The organism is Pectobacterium nicotianae, assembly GCF_023272715.1.
Classification (GTDB): Bacteria; Pseudomonadota; Gammaproteobacteria; order Enterobacterales; family Enterobacteriaceae; genus Pectobacterium; species Pectobacterium brasiliense.
Window position 1 is genome coordinate 1,104,596 of record NZ_CP096821.1, and the last position, 16,363, is coordinate 1,120,958.

General features: G+C 53.4%; 11 protein-coding genes and 1 pseudogene. 11 read left to right on the plus strand and 1 reads right to left on the minus strand.

The features are described 5' to 3' along the window. The first annotated feature begins 55 nt into the window (after positions 1-55). From MYB54_RS04835 to MYB54_RS04875, 9 genes are all read left to right on the plus strand, one after another. On the plus strand, positions 56-574 hold the full coding sequence (locus MYB54_RS04835) for an Hcp family type VI secretion system effector (RefSeq protein ID WP_014916345.1): 519 nt from the start codon (positions 56-58) through the stop codon (positions 572-574). Positions 575-770: 196 nt separating this feature from the next. Continuing rightward, positions 771-2,807 (plus strand): type VI secretion system Vgr family protein, encoded by a 2,037-nt coding sequence (locus MYB54_RS04840; RefSeq protein ID WP_248721583.1) that lies wholly within the window; start codon positions 771-773, stop codon positions 2,805-2,807. 9 nt (positions 2,808-2,816) lie between these two features. After that, on the plus strand, positions 2,817-4,187 hold the full coding sequence (locus tag MYB54_RS04845; RefSeq protein ID WP_014916343.1) for a Tle-like phospholipase domain-containing protein: 1,371 nt from the start codon (positions 2,817-2,819) through the stop codon (positions 4,185-4,187). Positions 4,188-4,267: 80 nt separating this feature from the next. Further along, complete coding sequence (locus MYB54_RS04850; protein WP_014916342.1) at positions 4,268-4,966, plus strand: ankyrin repeat domain-containing protein; 699 nt, start codon at positions 4,268-4,270, stop codon at positions 4,964-4,966. Positions 4,967-5,031: 65 nt separating this feature from the next. Further along, on the plus strand, positions 5,032-5,730 hold the full coding sequence (locus tag MYB54_RS04855) for an ankyrin repeat domain-containing protein (RefSeq protein ID WP_248721584.1): 699 nt from the start codon (positions 5,032-5,034) through the stop codon (positions 5,728-5,730). Between the two features lie 152 nt (positions 5,731-5,882). Next, positions 5,883-6,839 (plus strand): DUF4123 domain-containing protein, encoded by a 957-nt coding sequence (locus MYB54_RS04860; protein WP_248721585.1) that lies wholly within the window; start codon positions 5,883-5,885, stop codon positions 6,837-6,839. Further along, on the plus strand, positions 6,836-7,753 hold the full coding sequence (locus tag MYB54_RS04865; RefSeq protein WP_039523223.1) for a DUF4123 domain-containing protein: 918 nt from the start codon (positions 6,836-6,838) through the stop codon (positions 7,751-7,753). The genes MYB54_RS04860 and MYB54_RS04865 overlap by 4 nt, the downstream gene beginning before the upstream one ends. 20 nt (positions 7,754-7,773) lie before the next feature. Next, positions 7,774-13,047 carry an RHS repeat-associated core domain-containing protein gene (locus tag MYB54_RS04870; protein ID WP_248721586.1) on the plus strand — a complete coding sequence of 1,758 codons (5,274 nt, stop codon included), beginning with the start codon at positions 7,774-7,776 and terminating at the stop codon, positions 13,045-13,047. Beyond that, on the plus strand, positions 13,044-13,370 hold the full coding sequence (locus MYB54_RS04875) for a hypothetical protein (protein WP_052903876.1): 327 nt from the start codon (positions 13,044-13,046) through the stop codon (positions 13,368-13,370). The genes MYB54_RS04870 and MYB54_RS04875 overlap by 4 nt, the downstream gene beginning before the upstream one ends. A gap of 115 nt (positions 13,371-13,485) precedes the next feature. On the opposite strand, the gene MYB54_RS04880 is transcribed toward MYB54_RS04875, so the two are convergent. Then, entirely contained in the window at positions 13,486-13,545 is a 60-nt protein-coding gene (locus MYB54_RS04880; protein ID WP_230857193.1) for a hypothetical protein, read from the minus strand. A gap of 170 nt (positions 13,546-13,715) precedes the next feature. On the opposite strand from MYB54_RS04880, the pseudogene MYB54_RS04885 reads away from it, so the two are divergent. Both MYB54_RS04885 and MYB54_RS04890 read left to right on the plus strand, forming a co-directional pair. Beyond that, positions 13,716-15,809, plus strand: a pseudogene (locus tag MYB54_RS04885) (RHS repeat-associated core domain-containing protein); the annotation flags it as partial. Continuing rightward, entirely contained in the window at positions 15,781-16,362 is a 582-nt protein-coding gene (locus tag MYB54_RS04890; RefSeq protein ID WP_014916337.1) for a hypothetical protein, read from the plus strand. The pseudogene MYB54_RS04885 and the gene MYB54_RS04890, both read left to right, overlap by 29 nt. Position 16,363 lies beyond the last annotated feature (1 nt).

Sequence of the window (16,363 nt, forward strand, 5' to 3'; positions counted from 1 at the left end):
GAAGTTACTCATTCTGTTCAATAACTCATTCCGTTCAACAACAAGGAGCAAGACTATGCCAACTCCATGCTATATCAGCATCGAAGGTAAAACTCAGGGCAACATTACTGCGGGTGCTTTCACTTCTGATTCTGTCGGCAACATCTATGTGGAAGGCCACGAAGACGAAATGCTGGTTCAGGAATTCAAACACATTGTCACCGTACCGACCGACCCACAGTCTGGTCAGCCGTCTGGCCAACGCGTGCATAAGCCGTTCAAATTCACCGTCGCGCTAAACAAAGCGGTTCCGCTGATGTACAACGCCCTGGCGTCTGGCGAAATGCTGCCGACCGTGACCCTGAAATGGTACCGCACGTCGGTTGAAGGTAAGCAAGAACACTTCTTCTCTACCGTGTTGACTGACTCCACCATCGTGGACATCGACTGCAAAATGCCACACTGCCAGGACCCGTCAAAACTGGACTACACCCAGTTGATCGAAGTGTCGCTGGCCTACCGCAAAATTGATTGGGAGCACACCGTTGCCGGGACTTCCGGCTCTGATGACTGGCGTGCACCGGTCGAAGCGTAATTCCCACCGAACCCGGGCTTGTCCCGGGTTTTCTGCGTTTTTCTCAACGCGATGCTTTATCAACATGAACTGTGGTGTGAGCAGACTCAGACCACAGCGCAGGTTTTTATTTTAATCAGGATAGCGACGTGCCGCTCCGGGAAAACCCGAGGCGTGCGGTAGCCATGGCAACGGCGAAGGAAGAAGGAGAGGACGGGTGGCAAACAGTACAGGATTACAGTTCACCGTAAAGGTCGGTGCTCTGGAAGCAGGCACTTTCGCGGTGGTGGATTTCAGGCTGGATGAGGGGCTGAACCGGCCTTTCAGCCTGTCGCTGAGTCTGGCGAGCGCGTTGCCGGATCTCGATTTCGGCGCGGTGCTGGACCAGCCGTGCGAGCTGATGATTTGGTATGAAGGCGAACTGAAACGTCGGGTCAGCGGGATTATCAGTGGCTTCACGCAGGGTGACACCGGATTCCGGCGCACGCGCTATCAGATAGAAGTCCGTCCGGCCTTGTGGCGACTGGGATTACGCACCAACGCCCGCATCTTTCAGGCGCAGAAGCCGGAGGCGATTATCGGGGCGCTGCTGGAAGAAGCCGGTATCACCGACCACGCCTTTGCGCTGCGTAACGAGCATGCGGTGCGCGAATATTGCGTGCAGTATCGGGAAAGCGATTTAGCCTTTATCACCCGGCTGGCTGCCGAGGAGGGCCTGTATTTCTTCCACGAATACGAAGAGGGTAAACACCGGGTGGTGTTTGCTGACGATGCGGGTGCACTGACCAAAGGCCCCGAGCTGTTCTTCAATCTGGCGACGCAGGGGCTGAGTGAGGGCGAATATGTCCGGCGCTTCCACTACGCGGAGCGGGTGAGTACGGCCGAAGTCGAGCTGAAAGACTACAGCTTCAAAACACCGGCTTACGGGCTGTCGCACAAGAAAATGAGCGGCGAGCTGGCGCACCAGCGCGAAAGCTATCAGCATTACGACTACCCGGGGCGCTATAAGCAAGACCCGAGCGGCAAGGCGTTCAGCGGCTACCGGCTGGATGCGCTGCGCTCAGGGGCGGTGACGAGCGAAGGGGAATCCAACTGCGCGGGGCTGATGCCGGGTAACACCTTCACGCTGACGGAGCACCCGAATGCGACGCTGAATGCGGTGTGGCAGACGGTGAGCGTGACGCACGTCGGACAACAGCCGCAGGCGCTGGAAGAGGAAAGCGGCGGCGAACCGACGACCATGAGCAACAGCTTTGCCGTGGTGAAAGGCACAACGACGTGGCGTGCTGCCATGCCCTACAAACCGATGGTGGACGGCCCGCAAATCGCCAGCGTCGTCGGCCCAACGGGGGAGGAAATCTACTGTGACCAGTATGGTCGGGTAAAACTGCAATTCCCGTGGGATCGCTACGGTGCGAGCAATGACCAGAGTTCCTGCTGGGTGCGCGTCAGCCAGGGCTGGGCGGGCGGCCAGTACGGCATGATTGCCATCCCGCGTATCGGCCATGAAGTGATCGTCAGTTTCCTTGAAGGCGATCCGGACCAGCCGATTGTCACCGGGCGTACTTTCCACGCCACCAACCCGACGCCGTACGTTTTACCAGCACATAAAACGCGTACCACGCTTCGTACCGATACGCATAAAGGCAGCGGCTTCAACGAACTGCGTTTTGAGGATGAGGCGACGCGTGAACAGATTTACTATCACGCTCAGAAAGATATGGATGGCGTTATCAACAACATCCACCGGCAAAGCGTAGGGCGCGATCAGCACCTCAGCGTGGATCAGGATCAGTTCCAACGGGTCACGCGTCACCGCCACCGAACGATAGGCAAGGATGATTTTGAAAACATCGGTCAGGATCATCATCAGGAAATTGGCCGGAGTTTTATTCAGAAAATTGGTGCGTCGTTCAAACGTTTCATCGGTGGGGGGGAGATTACCCGTATCGAAGGGAGCCGTCAGACCACGATGTCTGGTTCTGAAGAGACGCTGATCGGCGCGCACCAGCGCGTTCTGGTGAATACGGACAGCTACCTGAAAGCTGCGGATATCGTGCTGGAAGCGGGGCAGGCACTGACCATCAAAGGGCCTGGCGGCTTTATCAAGATTGATAGCGCGGGTGTCACAATTTCCGGGACGATTGTGAAAATCAACGATGGCGGTGCGGCTGGCGTAGGGACTGCGCCAGTATCCATTACGCCAGAAGATCCGACGAAGCCTACGCTGCCCGATGCGCCAGACAGACGTTAAGGAGGAACTATGCCAGGTGCTGCACGTTTAGGTGACAGCTGCGCGGGTCACGGCTGTTTCCCTGCGACCCCGATTATTGAAGGCAGCGGCGATGTCATTATCAATGGCAAACCGGCCGCCCGTAAAAGCGATGCGGTTTTACTCCACGCTTGCCCCTGCCCGAATGTGCCCCACGGCGTGCACAATCGTGCGATATCCGCGGGATCCGGTACGGTCATCATCAATGGAAAGCTGGCGGCGCGTATTGGTGATGCGATCGGTTGCGGCGGCTCGGTTGCTGCTGGTAGCGGGAATGTGATCATCGGCGACTCACCTTATCAGTCCCCAGTGAAGCCGTGCGCTGAGCAATCGGCAAAAAGCCGCGCCCCTCTGCTGGCATTGACGCCAATGCTGTTGCCGACGTTAATGGAGTGGGCTTCGGTCGCCGAGTTGCCCATTCTTGATGACCTGCTCTCCGTCGCCCAGCGTAAAGATCGCTATCTGGCGCGCGCCAAATTGGCGACCGAGGCGGCAACGCTGCCGGGATTAGCCGATGCGGCAAAGCGACTGGCGTTTAACAACGACAGCATCTTACGCGCCGAAGCGGCCCAGTACGTTTATTCGGTCGATGAATTCCGACGAGGTGTGCTGGATAAACTGCCGAAAGCACCGGTTGGGTTGGAACTGATGGATGTCCAAAAACTTCCGGGTTTGACGGATAATGACTTCATGGATAAGAAAACAGGGTTTGGTTCTGCACTGTTTAAATCAGCGATTAATGGCGAAACCATGTTGACCTACCGGGGCACCAATAATGCGGTGACGGGTGTTAAAGACTGGTTGACTAACGCTGGGCAAGGTATGGGATTGGAGACGGATCAATACAATCAGGCCATGTATTTGGCAAAGCGGGTAAAAAATGTTCTTTCTCCGCCACCTGTCATCGTAGGGCATTCATTAGGCGGTGGTTTGGCATCGGCTGGCGTTGGCGTAACGGGATTACCCGGCTATACCTTTAATGCTGCGGGGTTGCATAACAATACTGTGTCGCGTGCAGGTGGTGCAGATTTGGCGAAAACGGCCTCGCTGATAACGACGCAGGCGGTGGATGGTGAGGTATTAACTATGGCACAAACCTATGGCAAGGCTTTGATTCCTGGTTTGCTATCCGGTGCGGGCGCATTGATTGGCGGAGTCGCCGGTGCGGCGCTTGGGGGAGTCATTGGTGTAGCAAAACTGTTGGAAGGGGGCCTGCCGAAAGCCAGCGGTGATATGATGGCGCTTCCCGCAGTAGGGGGCTCGCCGATTGCTCGCCACGGTATGGATCAGGTGATTGCGGGTATTGAAAGCCAGAAAAAGGAAGATATCGGGAAGATAACCAATACATTCAGGGGAATATAATGCAATGGTTGGCAAGTATAAAATGGGTAGGCGTCGTTATTCTGGGATTATTAACCGCTTGTCAGGCGGGAGGACACAGTATGCGGGCGAGTGAACTTTTTGAGCCCCCTGTGGTGGCGGTACTGGAAAGTATTCAAAAAGGTGACGAATCAGCCGCTCGTCATCAGCTGTCGCAGGGCGTTAACCTGAATATTCATGGAAAAGAAGGTGTGACGCCGCTGCTGTGGCTGATTTATGAAACGAAGGATAAAAAGGCCGTCACGCTGGCGCTTAAACTGGGCGTCGATCCGAACTATAAAGATGGCTTTGGCGATAGCGCAGTTAATTCCGTGGCGGGAGCCAAAGATCCAGACTGGCTGCGTATTATTCTGGATGCGGGGGGCGATCCGAATGCCATTGGGCGTCGTGGCCAGCCAGCAATATATAGTGCTATTGGTGAGGAACGCTGGGCCGATATCAAATTACTCGTAGAGCGGGGCGCCGATTTGAACCTCGTTGATGGTTCCAAAGTAAACAGTGCTCACTATGCTGCTTATCTGAATAAATATGAAATCGTCTATTGGCTGATAGAACACGGCGCAGATAGTAATATTTATGATGATACAGGCAGTAATCTCGCTTTTACCGTGGATGACAGCCTATCCATTATGTCGCCTAAATCTCCTCACTACCCTTGGGCACTAAAGGTAAAGCAGCTGTTGCTGGAGCGGGGTGTTAAATTCCCACCGCTGTCACCTGCTGAAGTTCGGGAGCGTTGGAAAAAAGGAGAACCTCTTTGAGATGGTGGTGTTGGCTGCTGGCTAGTTTGCCACTGTTAACCGCTTGTCAGGCGGGAGGACACAGTATGCGGGCGAGTGAACTTTTTGAACCGCCCGTGGTGGCGGTGCTGGAAAGCATTCAAAAAGGTGACGAATCAGCCGCTCGTCATCAACTGTCGCAGGGTGTTAACCTGAATATTCAGGGAAAAGAAGGCGTCACGCCGCTGCTGTGGCTGATTTATGAGACGAAGGATAAAAAGGCCGTCACGCTGGCACTTAAACTGGGTGTCGATCCAAACTATAAAGACGGATTTGGCGACAGCGCAGTTAATTCCGTGGCGGGAGCCAAAGATCCGGACTGGCTGCGCATTATTCTGGATGCAGGTGGAGATCCGAATGCAATTGGTCGGCGTGGCCAGCCTGCAATATTTAGTGCCATTAATGAGCAACGGTGGGCTGATATTAAGCTACTTGTTGAGAAAGGGGCTGATCTGAATTTAGAAGATCAAAATAAAAGAAATAGTGCGCTTTATGCTGCTTATGTAAATGAATACGAAATTGTTTATTGGTTGATTGAGCAGGGCGCAAATTTCGATACCTATTCTTCAACCGGTAGTAGCCTGGCGTGGCGTGTGCACGACAGCTTATCCATTATGTCCCCTAAATCTCCGCACTATCCTTGGGCACTAAAGGTAAAACAGCTGTTACTGGAACGGGGTGTTAAATTCCCACCGCTGTCACCTACTGAAGTTCGGGAGCGTTGGGAAAAAGGGCTGCCAGTATAGTTTTATTCTCCGTTTTATTATGTATTTTGCGTCATAAAAATAAACGGCATGTCTCGATCCGATAATTTTCGTGATTATCGGGTCGTTGCTGCGATTATCAATACACGCTCATCGTATTAAAAATTATCTCATTTATTCACAGGCAAATAACGATGATGGCAAACGGTTCTACTCTGTTTGAAATCAGCCAGTTTAATGCGCCGTTGTTCGCTATTATCTCGCCGTTGAATTATCCCCAATTACCGGAATATTGGCAGGCTTTTCAACCTGCTGCGGCGGATATATGGCAACAGCTGCAATTTGGCAAGGATGCCGAAAACTGGCAGATGTGGGCGCCTATTGTGGTGAAAATAGAAGAAGGAAAACCAGGAGAAACACTGCTGCATTGGCTGGCTGAGACACAGCCGGAGCGGCATGGTGGCGTGATGCTCATGCATGGCGACCTGACATTGCAGCAGGTAGCTGATTTTTGGCAGCAGCGTATTTTTTGTCTCTGGCCTGATGGCACACGAGCACTATTTCGTAGCTATGCGCCAGACATTTTATCGGCCTGGTGGCCTACCTTGGACTTTGCGGAAAAAACGGATTTTCTCGGCCCGCTGAATAACCTGTATTTGCCCATCATGAATAGTGAACGTGGGGAGTATCAGCTATTCGCACAGCAGGATATTAATAAAGAAAAAAAGAACGATATTAATCAAACGTACCACATTACATTAACGCACTATCAATATTACCTTCTCGCTAATGATAATCGTCTGCACCGACTGGCGAATGAACTGTTTCTTTTTGTCAGTGCACAATGTGTTTTTCCTCTGAATATTGAAATAGTAAAAGCACGCTTTATTAGCGGCATTGCATTAGCTGAGAACTATTACCCGAAAGCCAGCGAAGCGGAATGTGAAGCCTGGTCCGCTCATCGCTGGGTGCTCGGCAGTGAATTCTATTTGCACCCGATCTTTATTCATCTAACTGAACGTTATTCGATCGCGGACAGTATTCGGATTTTTAAATCTGAGCCTGAACGTATTGAGAGTGTGCAGCTTAATTACCATCGCCCCGGTTGGATGCGGGGAGAGTTACCTGACATACCGGAGGTCACGCTGTGAGTGTATCGCAACCTTTCCTTGAACTGCTGCCGGAAGATGACGCCGTCTGGCAAACGCGTATCGCTCAGGGCGGCTGTTTTGTTATCGCCGAAGCGTCGATGAACGATGCTGTGCCGTGGCTGGCCGAACGCTGGGGGGGCAGCCTGGAACAGACGCGTTTGTACTGGGGAGAAGCGGGGCGCGTTCATGCCTCGGTATCGCCCTATTGCATCCCGCTTCACGCCGCTAACTGGTCGCAGGTGAAAGAACACATCATCACTCAGCCGGGCTGGGGAATGGGGCTACAGATGGAATGGTTTATGCAGGCATATTCACCGCTCGATCAACTGCTTGAGGTGACGAAACATCTGCGACAGTGGAGCCTGGTGACTTCACCTTCTGGGGAGAATGCCATCCTGCGCGTGGGTGACTGGCAGGTGATGAATCAGCTGTTATCCGCCAGTTCCGCACAGGAAGCCTGTGCGCTCTATGGCCCAATAGCCAGCTTCTGCGATATTTCTCCTGACGGCGCGATACGTGCCTTAAATCTCACCGCCCGCGAACCACACTCTATTCCTGACATCCTGCCTCGCCAACTGAGTGCTGAACAATGGCAAGCCATCATGGTGCCTTACGGGCATCACAATCTAGCGCGCTATATGGAACATCTGCGTGCTTACCATGTTGACTGGCAAAACGCGCCTGATGATGAACTACAGGCGTTTACTTATCAGCAGGCGGAACAGGCGAGGAACAGCGGCTTTAATAACGACCGCGATATCGTGCGCTGGCTGGCACTGGCGACAGAACTTTCGCCGGAATTCATGCATCAGCCTTGGGCAAAAAACATTCTGGTACAGCCTGAATATATTGGCACGCAAAGCCGTATGGATCGCCTGTATCAGGCAGCAATTGACCATCTAGACGAAGCATAAAATAAAAAGGACGTCATTTCATGAGTCAGGATAAAAGCAGCGCGTTAGCTGCCAGCGGGGATGCCGCGAAGCGTAATTTTGCCACGGATAATAAAATTTCAGGGGGATGTACAACCTGTGGCTGCGAAATACTCGTTTATTACCATTACGATTCAGGCGATCCAATACCGAACGCCCCTTTTCAATTAACCGATAGCAGGGATCACAAGATAGAAGGCAAAACCGATGATAACGGGATGTTTTTTATCCATGATATGGGGTGTGGCACGTTTGAGCTGTTGGTAGGAGAAGGCAGCGATACGTTTGAACCCCAGGAAACGGTGAAGAATAACCCTGTATTCCAGTCAAATCCGGAATATATGGCGTTGTCTGGGGAGTATTTTTCCCTGTTCATCATACTGAGAGAAAAGGGATTCCTGGAATACAGCGCGGCACAAAAAGCAGTGGTGAGTAAGCTCCGTTTTTGGGAGTCTGTTCCTGATGAATACAAACCCGCTCTTAAACGTTTCCAAAAATTGGAAATGATCATCCGGCGTGACAACGGCCCATTGAAACAGGAAATCCGCCGGATTCAACACCGACTGTCGGCAGAGGTGGCAAGCAAAGCAGCAAGTATTGATGATGCGGTGCTGTTGTTCTGTGAAGTGATTCTGGGCTGTATTCCCGTGGTCGGGCAAGCAATGGATGTGTATTTCCTTGGGGAATGGTGTTGGGATAGCTACAAAAAGCCTGAGCTGATGAAGGATAACATGCACCGTATTGACGGTGTGCTGTGTGTCATTGGCTTTGTTCCTGGTGCGGGCGATGCGCTGAAAATCAGCGGGAATGCCATTACTAAAGCCATGAGGAAGTTTAAGGGTAACAAAACTCAGGATATTGAGGAAGCAACCCGAATTATTCGAAGTCTGAGTAATGGTGACGTGGTTAAATGGCTCACTGCTATACGCGGCGATATTAGGAAATACGCGCAAGATGGCAAAGCGCTGCTGATAACGATGAAGCAAGCGCTGGATTTACTGGTGACCGGCGCTTCTGGTGGGCGCAGTTGGATTGTTGCCCTGATGGCGGATACTTTCCAGTTACTAGTTAATGTCCTTGGCTTACTAATTGAGCTATTTGACAGCGTAGTGGGATTAATTGAAGCCGAATTTGCGGCGTTCATCCCTAAAATTATGACGCAGATTATCGCGAGTTCACTTCCAAAAGGAAGTTGTGATCTCTCGGCAATGACAATGGATGTGCAGAAAGGTGCATCAGGCGACTATCGTACTGATGAGGAAATTGATGAGCACACAAAGCGGGCATCAGCGTCTGACGGCTCTCTTGGCATTATGGCAACGGTGTTAGCGGCGACGATGGCTCTGGGGCGCGGTGGCGGGCATAACAAAGGCAAGCTCGGCGTATCTGAGACGGGGGCTGCTGGGGGGAAAAGTAATTCAACCGGATCGACACACGCTTCTCAGACTGCTCATACATCATCTGAGCAATCTCATTCCACATCACCGGAAACGCCGCAGAGCGCTAAACCTCAAAGCGAAGCTAGCAGCGATAAAAAACCACAACAAAAACCTGAGGAAGTAACAAGCAAAGATAAAGGTACGCCGCAGGATAAGGAAACGATAGCGCTACCTAAAGGCACGCAGCCCATAACGCCTGGAGCCGCTCATCCATCGAAGCCAGGTGACGATGGTGCAGCCCAGAAAAAAGCACAAGAACAAAATGAAGACGCTAAATCTGACCCCAAAAATGGCAAACAAAATGGTGACCCGGTCGACATGGCAACGGGTGCCGTGGTGGAGCAGCGCACCGACATTCAGGTAAGCAGTCCGCTGCCGCTTTCATTGCAACGTTACTATCGCTCCACGGGAAAACGTCACTCAGGTTTATTGGGCACTGTGTGGCGTAGCAACTGGGATATCAGCCTGACGCTTAACGATGGGGTCGCAACGTTAACCGATGGCGAATTTAATCAGGCATTTTTCACGCTCCCGAATGAAGGAGCGTTCAGTCGCTCACCGTCCAACCCACAATGGCGGTTAACCCGGCAGCAGGGTGAGCTGGTGCTTCACCATGTCGGTGGTTTGCGCTATCGCTTTGAATATGCGCTCGGTCTCCAGCTTTGTTTGACGTCGATTGACGATGCGGCGGGCAATCGGGTGGCTTTCGAGTGGGTATTCGGCGAGTTGCTCTGGGTGCAGTTATCCGATGGGCGTTTTATTCACGTCACATCGGAACACCAAAGGATTACGACACTGACGCTGTGTACCCCACAGCGTCAGCCGTTAAAAACGCTGGCGAGCTATAGCTATGATGACCGTGGGCATTTACTGAGCGTACGGGCGGATGAAGGGCGCAACTTTGATTATCGCTACTCGCCGGAAGGCTGGCTGTTACGCTGGTCGGACTTAGGTTCGACCTGGGTTGAGCACGACTACGATAAAAAAGGTCGCGCTATCCGGGACAGAACGTCAGAAGGCTACTGGCCGGGTCACTTCGAATACGACGATGACACGCTGACCAGCCACTACCACAGCGGGTTTGGTGGGGTATTCAGCTATGTGCGCGACGAGCGCAACAATATTCTGCTGGAACGCACGCCAGACGGCGGTGAGACCCGGTTCGAATGGGTGGACAACCAACTGGTGGCCGAGATCGATCCGTTGGGTGGTCGAACGACGTATCAGCGTAACGATTGGGGGCAGGTGACCGAGGTTACTCTCCCTGACGGTACGGCGCATCAATATGCGTATGACGATAACGGGCAACTGCTGGCCTACACCGACCCGTTGGGCAGCGAATGGCGCTACCAGCGTAATGCGGCCGGGCAGGTTGTCGAGGTGAACGACCCGGAAGGGCGCGAGTGGCTGTACCGTTATGGTGACACGGGGCAACTGTCGACGGTGATAGGCCCGGACGGTGTGTTGCAACGCTATCACTATAACCGCCGTGGCCTGTTGAGCAGCCTTGAGCGGGATAATGCACCATCGGTGATGTTCCGGTATGACGACCTTGACCGTTTGACAGAGCGGCATATCGGGCATGAAGCGGGCGTACAGGTGCGGCGCTGGGAGTATGACGGCGTGCGCGAGTCACCGTCGAAAGTGGTGTACGAAGACGGCAGCGAGACGCGGTTTGGTTACGATGTGGAAGGTAACCTGACGGCGGTGACGGATGCGCTGGGTCAGCGCTACCAGTTCCGCTACGGGGCGTTCGATAACCTGCTGGAAGCGACCGACCCGCTGGGGGCGACGGTGCGCTACCACTACAATGCGGAAGCGGAGTTCGCCGGGGTGACGAACAGCCAGGGACGGGACTGGACGTACGGCTTTGACCGCAGCGGCCGGCTGAGTGAGGAGCGGCATTACGACGGTCGGGTGTACCGCTATCAGTATGATGTGGCAGACCGTCTGGTGCAGCGCACCGCGCCGGATGGCAGCGCACTGCACTACGAGCATGATGCGGCAGGGCGAATAACGCGCATCACGGCACAGAAAGCGGACGGGGAAACGGACGGCATCACCGAACTGGCGTATGACGTGGCCGGTCGGCTGACGAAAGCCGCCAGTCCGGATGCGGTGGTGGAATACGCCTATAACCGTGCGGGGCAGGTGACGTCGGAAACGGTCAACGGTGAGGCGGTGCAGAGCGGTTACGACGCGGGTGGTCAGCGTGCTGTCGTGGAAGGGATTCTGGCCCCGCTGCAGCTGGCGTGGCAGTCAGGTCGGCTGTCGTCACTGGGTATCGGTTCACACCAGCCATTGCAGTTCAGCCACACGGCGGCGGGGGAAGAGCAGCGGCGCACTAACGGCAGCGGGTTTGCATTACGCCACGAGTGGAGCCCGACGGGGCTGTTGCAGCGTCAGGCGCTGGAAGGGGCGGACGGCCGGGTGAATGACGTGCTGGAGCGTCGTTATCAGTACGATGTGCTGGACCGGCTGACGGGCATCAGCGACAGCCACTGGGGTGAGCAGGCCTTCCGGCTGAACGGGGCCGGTCAGGTGACGGCGGAACGCCGTGATGAGGGGCGGCGGCGTCAGGCGCGGCTGTTTGGTTACGACAGCGAACAGAACCTGTGCGAGGTGTCGCAGATAGCGCCGGGTCTGGGCGAGACGCTGAAGGTGCAGGATGCGGTGGTGCAGGCGTCGGCGCGGTACGATGCAGCGGGCCGGGTGGTCGAGCGGGGCCATACGCAGTACCGGTATGACGACTGCGGGCGTCTGGCGGTGAAGCGGGAAACGCGTCCGGGGTTCCGGCCGAAGGAAACGTATTTCGACTGGGATGTGCAGGACCGTCTGGTGCGGGTGAGTCTGCCGGACGGGGCACGCTGGCGCTATCGCTACGATGCGTTTGGGCGCAGAGTCAGTAAGGTACGAGAGGGCCAGGTGCTGTCTGCACAGGCGGTCGCACGGGTGGCGTACCGGTGGGACGGTGACCAGCTGATAGGCCAGCAGCAGTACCGGGCAGACGGGTCAGCAGCACGGGAAGTGCAGTGGGTGTACGAGCCGGGAAGCTTCCGGCCGGTGGCACAGGTGGAGGCGCAGGGCGACAGCACGCAGTTGCACTACATCGTGACGGACCTGACAGGAACCGCAAGAGAGCTGTGCAGCGAGGAAGGGGAAGTCCGCTGGCGCGGGGAACAGGGGCTGTGGGGTGCCCACCGCGAAGAACGTCGACCTATCCCGCTGCGGCGCTATCTGGGGGATGCGGCGAACGAAGAGGTGTATTGCGAGCTGCGCTATCAGGGTCAACTGTTTGATGCGGAAACGGGGCTTTACTACAACCGGCATCGTTACTATGATGCGGAGAGCGGACAGTACCTGTCGCCGGACCCGATAGGATTGCTGGGTGGTCTGAGACCGCAGGCGTATGTACATAATCCTCTCACTTGGGTTGATCCGCTGGGGCTGACGCCGAAGGAAGAAAGTCAAACTGATAAGAAGCATACGGGGACAACTTATCGGGGATTGACGGAAGAACAAAAAGCTCAGGCTAAGGCAGGTAAAGATATTCAGCCTAAAAATCCGTGTGCTGATTATTCAGCACAAGAGCATGTAAGTAATGGGAAATTAGATACGCAATTAATATCAACAACAAAAAAAGAAAAAACCGCCGATTTTTATAATAGGAATGGTTGTAAGATAAAAGTAGATTTATCAAAAATACCTGATGAAAATATTATAGATGTTAGCGACGGAGGGGGCTTAAGTGGTAAAGCAGCAAGGTACGCTAAGAAAGATAGAGAAGTGCTGATTAAAAATGGTATTCCCGCTGGAGCATATGAGATAATAGAATGACTGATAATTTAAATTCCCGGCTAGTGTATCTGTCTGATGAGTTAGCTTCATCTTACGAGAAAGAATACTCTTCCGATGAGGAGGAGTATTTTGAAAATAAGAGAATAAAATCAGAACTTGTTGATTTTATTCTTGATGCTAACTCTCATGGTGAAATGTCACTTGTTGATAGTGCATTTAAAGTTCTTTTAGATAATACAGGGTGTCAAGAGGATTTTGAGATTTTGGAAGAAATTCTCCGTCCTATTATTGAGAAGAAAATCATCGATAAAGATTTATTGGAAAAATATCTACAAGAAAGTCCATTATCTCGATGGTTATAGATGAATTAAACTAGGTTAGGTATAAATGCCGGAAGTGATCACAAAGATCCTTCCTGCTTTATTATTTTTGGCAGTTAGTCAGCCGCTATAAATTAATCTGCGTCTCAATAATAATTCAACCTCTTTCCACTATGATAGTTATGGGAATGTCGGTGATGATGCCCGATTCTTCCAACCAGCGGCCTTTAAAGTTAATCGCCGAGGGCGGGTTGGGCTTGCCGTTTTACTCGTCTCATTTTGATACTTGCCCTGCGGGTCAGCTAACGCTGTTCAAACCTGTTTGCCACAGGTTTGTGCGGAACGTATCCCACGGTGTAGTCATGCTCTGCTTTGGTTGCTTATCCTTATGAAGACGGCAGCGAGACGCGGTTTGGTTACGATGTGGAAGGTAACCTGACGGCGGTGACGGATGCGCTGGGTCAGCGCTACCAGTTCCGCTACGGGGCGTTCGATAACCTGCTGGAAGCGACGGACCCGCTGGGGGCGACGGTGCGCTACCACTACAATGCGGAAGCGGAGTTCGCCGGGGTGACGAACAGCCAGGGACGGGACTGGACGTACGGCTTTGACCGCAGCGGTCGCCTGAGCGAGGAGCGGCATTACGACGGGCGGGTGTACCGCTATCAGTATGATGTGGCAGACCGTCTGGTGCAGCGCACCGCGCCGGATGGCAGCACGCTGCACTACGAACATGATGCGGCAGGGCGGATAACGCGCATCACGGCGCGGAAAGCGGACGGGGAAACGGACGGTATTACCGAACTGGCGTATGACGTGGCTGGTCGGCTGACCAAAGCGGCCAGCCCGGATGCGGTGGTGGAATACGCCTATAACCGTGCGGGGCAGGTGACGTCGGAAACGGTCAACGGCGAGGCGGTGCAGAGCGGTTACGACTCGGGTGGTCAGCGTGCTGTCGTGGAAGGGATTCTGGCCCCGCTGCAGCTGGCGTGGCAGTCAGGTCGGCTGTCGTCACTGGGTATCGGTTCACACCAGCCGCTGCAGTTCAGCCACACGGCGGCGGGCGAAGAGCAGCGGCGCAGTAACGGCAGCGGGTTTGCATTACGCCACGAGTGGAGCCCGACGGGGCTGTTGCAGCGTCAGGCGCTGGAAGGGGCGGATGGCCGGGTGAATGACGTGCTGGAGCGTCGTTATCAGTACGATGTGCTGGACCGGCTGACGGGCATCAGCGACAGCCACTGGGGTGAGCAGGCCTTCCGGCTGAACGGGGCCGGTCAGGTGACGGCGGAACGCCGTGATGAGGGGCGGCGGCGTCAGGCGCGGCTGTTTGGTTACGACAGCGAACAGAACCTGTGCGAGGTGTCGCAGATAGCGCCGGGTCTGGGCGAGACGCTGAAGGTGCAGGATGCGGTGGTGCAGGCGTCGGCGCGGTACGATGCAGCGGGCCGGGTGGTCGAGCGGGGCCATACGCAGTACCGGTATGACGACTGCGGGCGTCTGGCGGTGAAGCGGGAAACGCGCCCGGGGTTCAGGCCGAAGGAAACGTACTTTGACTGGGACGTGCAGGACCGTCTGGTGCGGGTGAGTCTGCCGGACGGGGCACGCTGGCGCTATCGCTACGATGCATTTGGCCGCAGAGTCAGTAAGGTACGCGAGGGACAGGTGCCGTCTGCACAGGCGGTCGCACGGGTGGCGTACCGGTGGGACGGTGACCAGCTGATTGGTCAGCAGCAGTATCGGGCGGACGGGTCAGCAGCACGGGAAGTGCAGTGGGTATACGAGCCGGGAAGCTTCCGGCCGCTGGCACAGGTGGAAGCGCAGGGCGACAGCACACAACTGCACTACATCGTTACGGACCTGACAGGAACCGCAAGAGAGCTGTGCAGCGAGGAAGGGGAAGTCCGCTGGCGCGGGGAGCAGGGACTGTGGGGCGCACACCGCGAAGAGCGACGGCCTATCCCGCTGCGGCGCTACCTGGGAGATGCGGCAAACGAAGAGGTGTACTGTGAGCTGCGCTATCAGGGTCAGTTGTTTGATGCTGAAACGGGATTATATTATAATCGGTACCGTTATTTTGATCCTGAGACAGCGCAGTATTTGTCGCCTGATCCCCTGGGGATCGCTGGGGGAATAAGGCCGCAAGCCTACGTTCACAATCCATTAGAGTGGGTTGATCCTCTGGGGTTGACTGGGTCAGGATGTAAAGGTACAAGCCATTTAGATAATCCAAAGAAAAAAGTTAATTCTGCTGAAGTTGGCGATATTGTTCGAACTCCATCATCACATCCTGAAGATTTTACAAGAATAAGAGGTGGTGATTATAAAAATCAAAATACAGGAGAAATATGGAGCAAGAGCAATACCACTCACAGCGATAAGCTCGGAGAGTGGAAGGTTGGAATAGGGAAAAGCGCACCTACTCCGAGTAAAAAGATTACAGTGGGGATGAGTGATGGAAAAATCATTAAAATTGACAAGTAGTAACTTTAATCTAACTGATATTAACTTTAATTCTTTTAGTTCATCGAATAAATGGGTTGGTTGTTTTGAAAAAAAAACGCCATTTTCAACTTTATTGATTGATGACTCTATAGATATCGTGCGTAGTTTTTTTTCTCCCCATTGGGATGATTTTTTTGCTCTATCAGCTTTGTCTTTTAATGATGAAAGGGAAGTTGAAAGTGGTATATTGAAAGAATATGGGGAGATATATAATGATGCTAAAATTAATAATTATTTGAAACCTCTTAGTGATGATTTTGAAAGTTATTTATATGGTGATATCCCGTTGCCCGCATCTTCATTAAGTCTGCATTTTGATAATGGTAATTTTATGGATGTTTGTAAGTTGATTATGGGACATGGTGGTGTGCTGGGTCAGGTTTTTTTTATGATTAATTTGAAGTTACAATTGGCAATATATCCTCATGGAGATATAGGGTTTGGTGTTATATCCTTTGATAAGGACGATGTGATTTGTAAGTCATTTTTAAATTCTCTTATTGGAAATGATGATTTTAATATCATTATGTAAT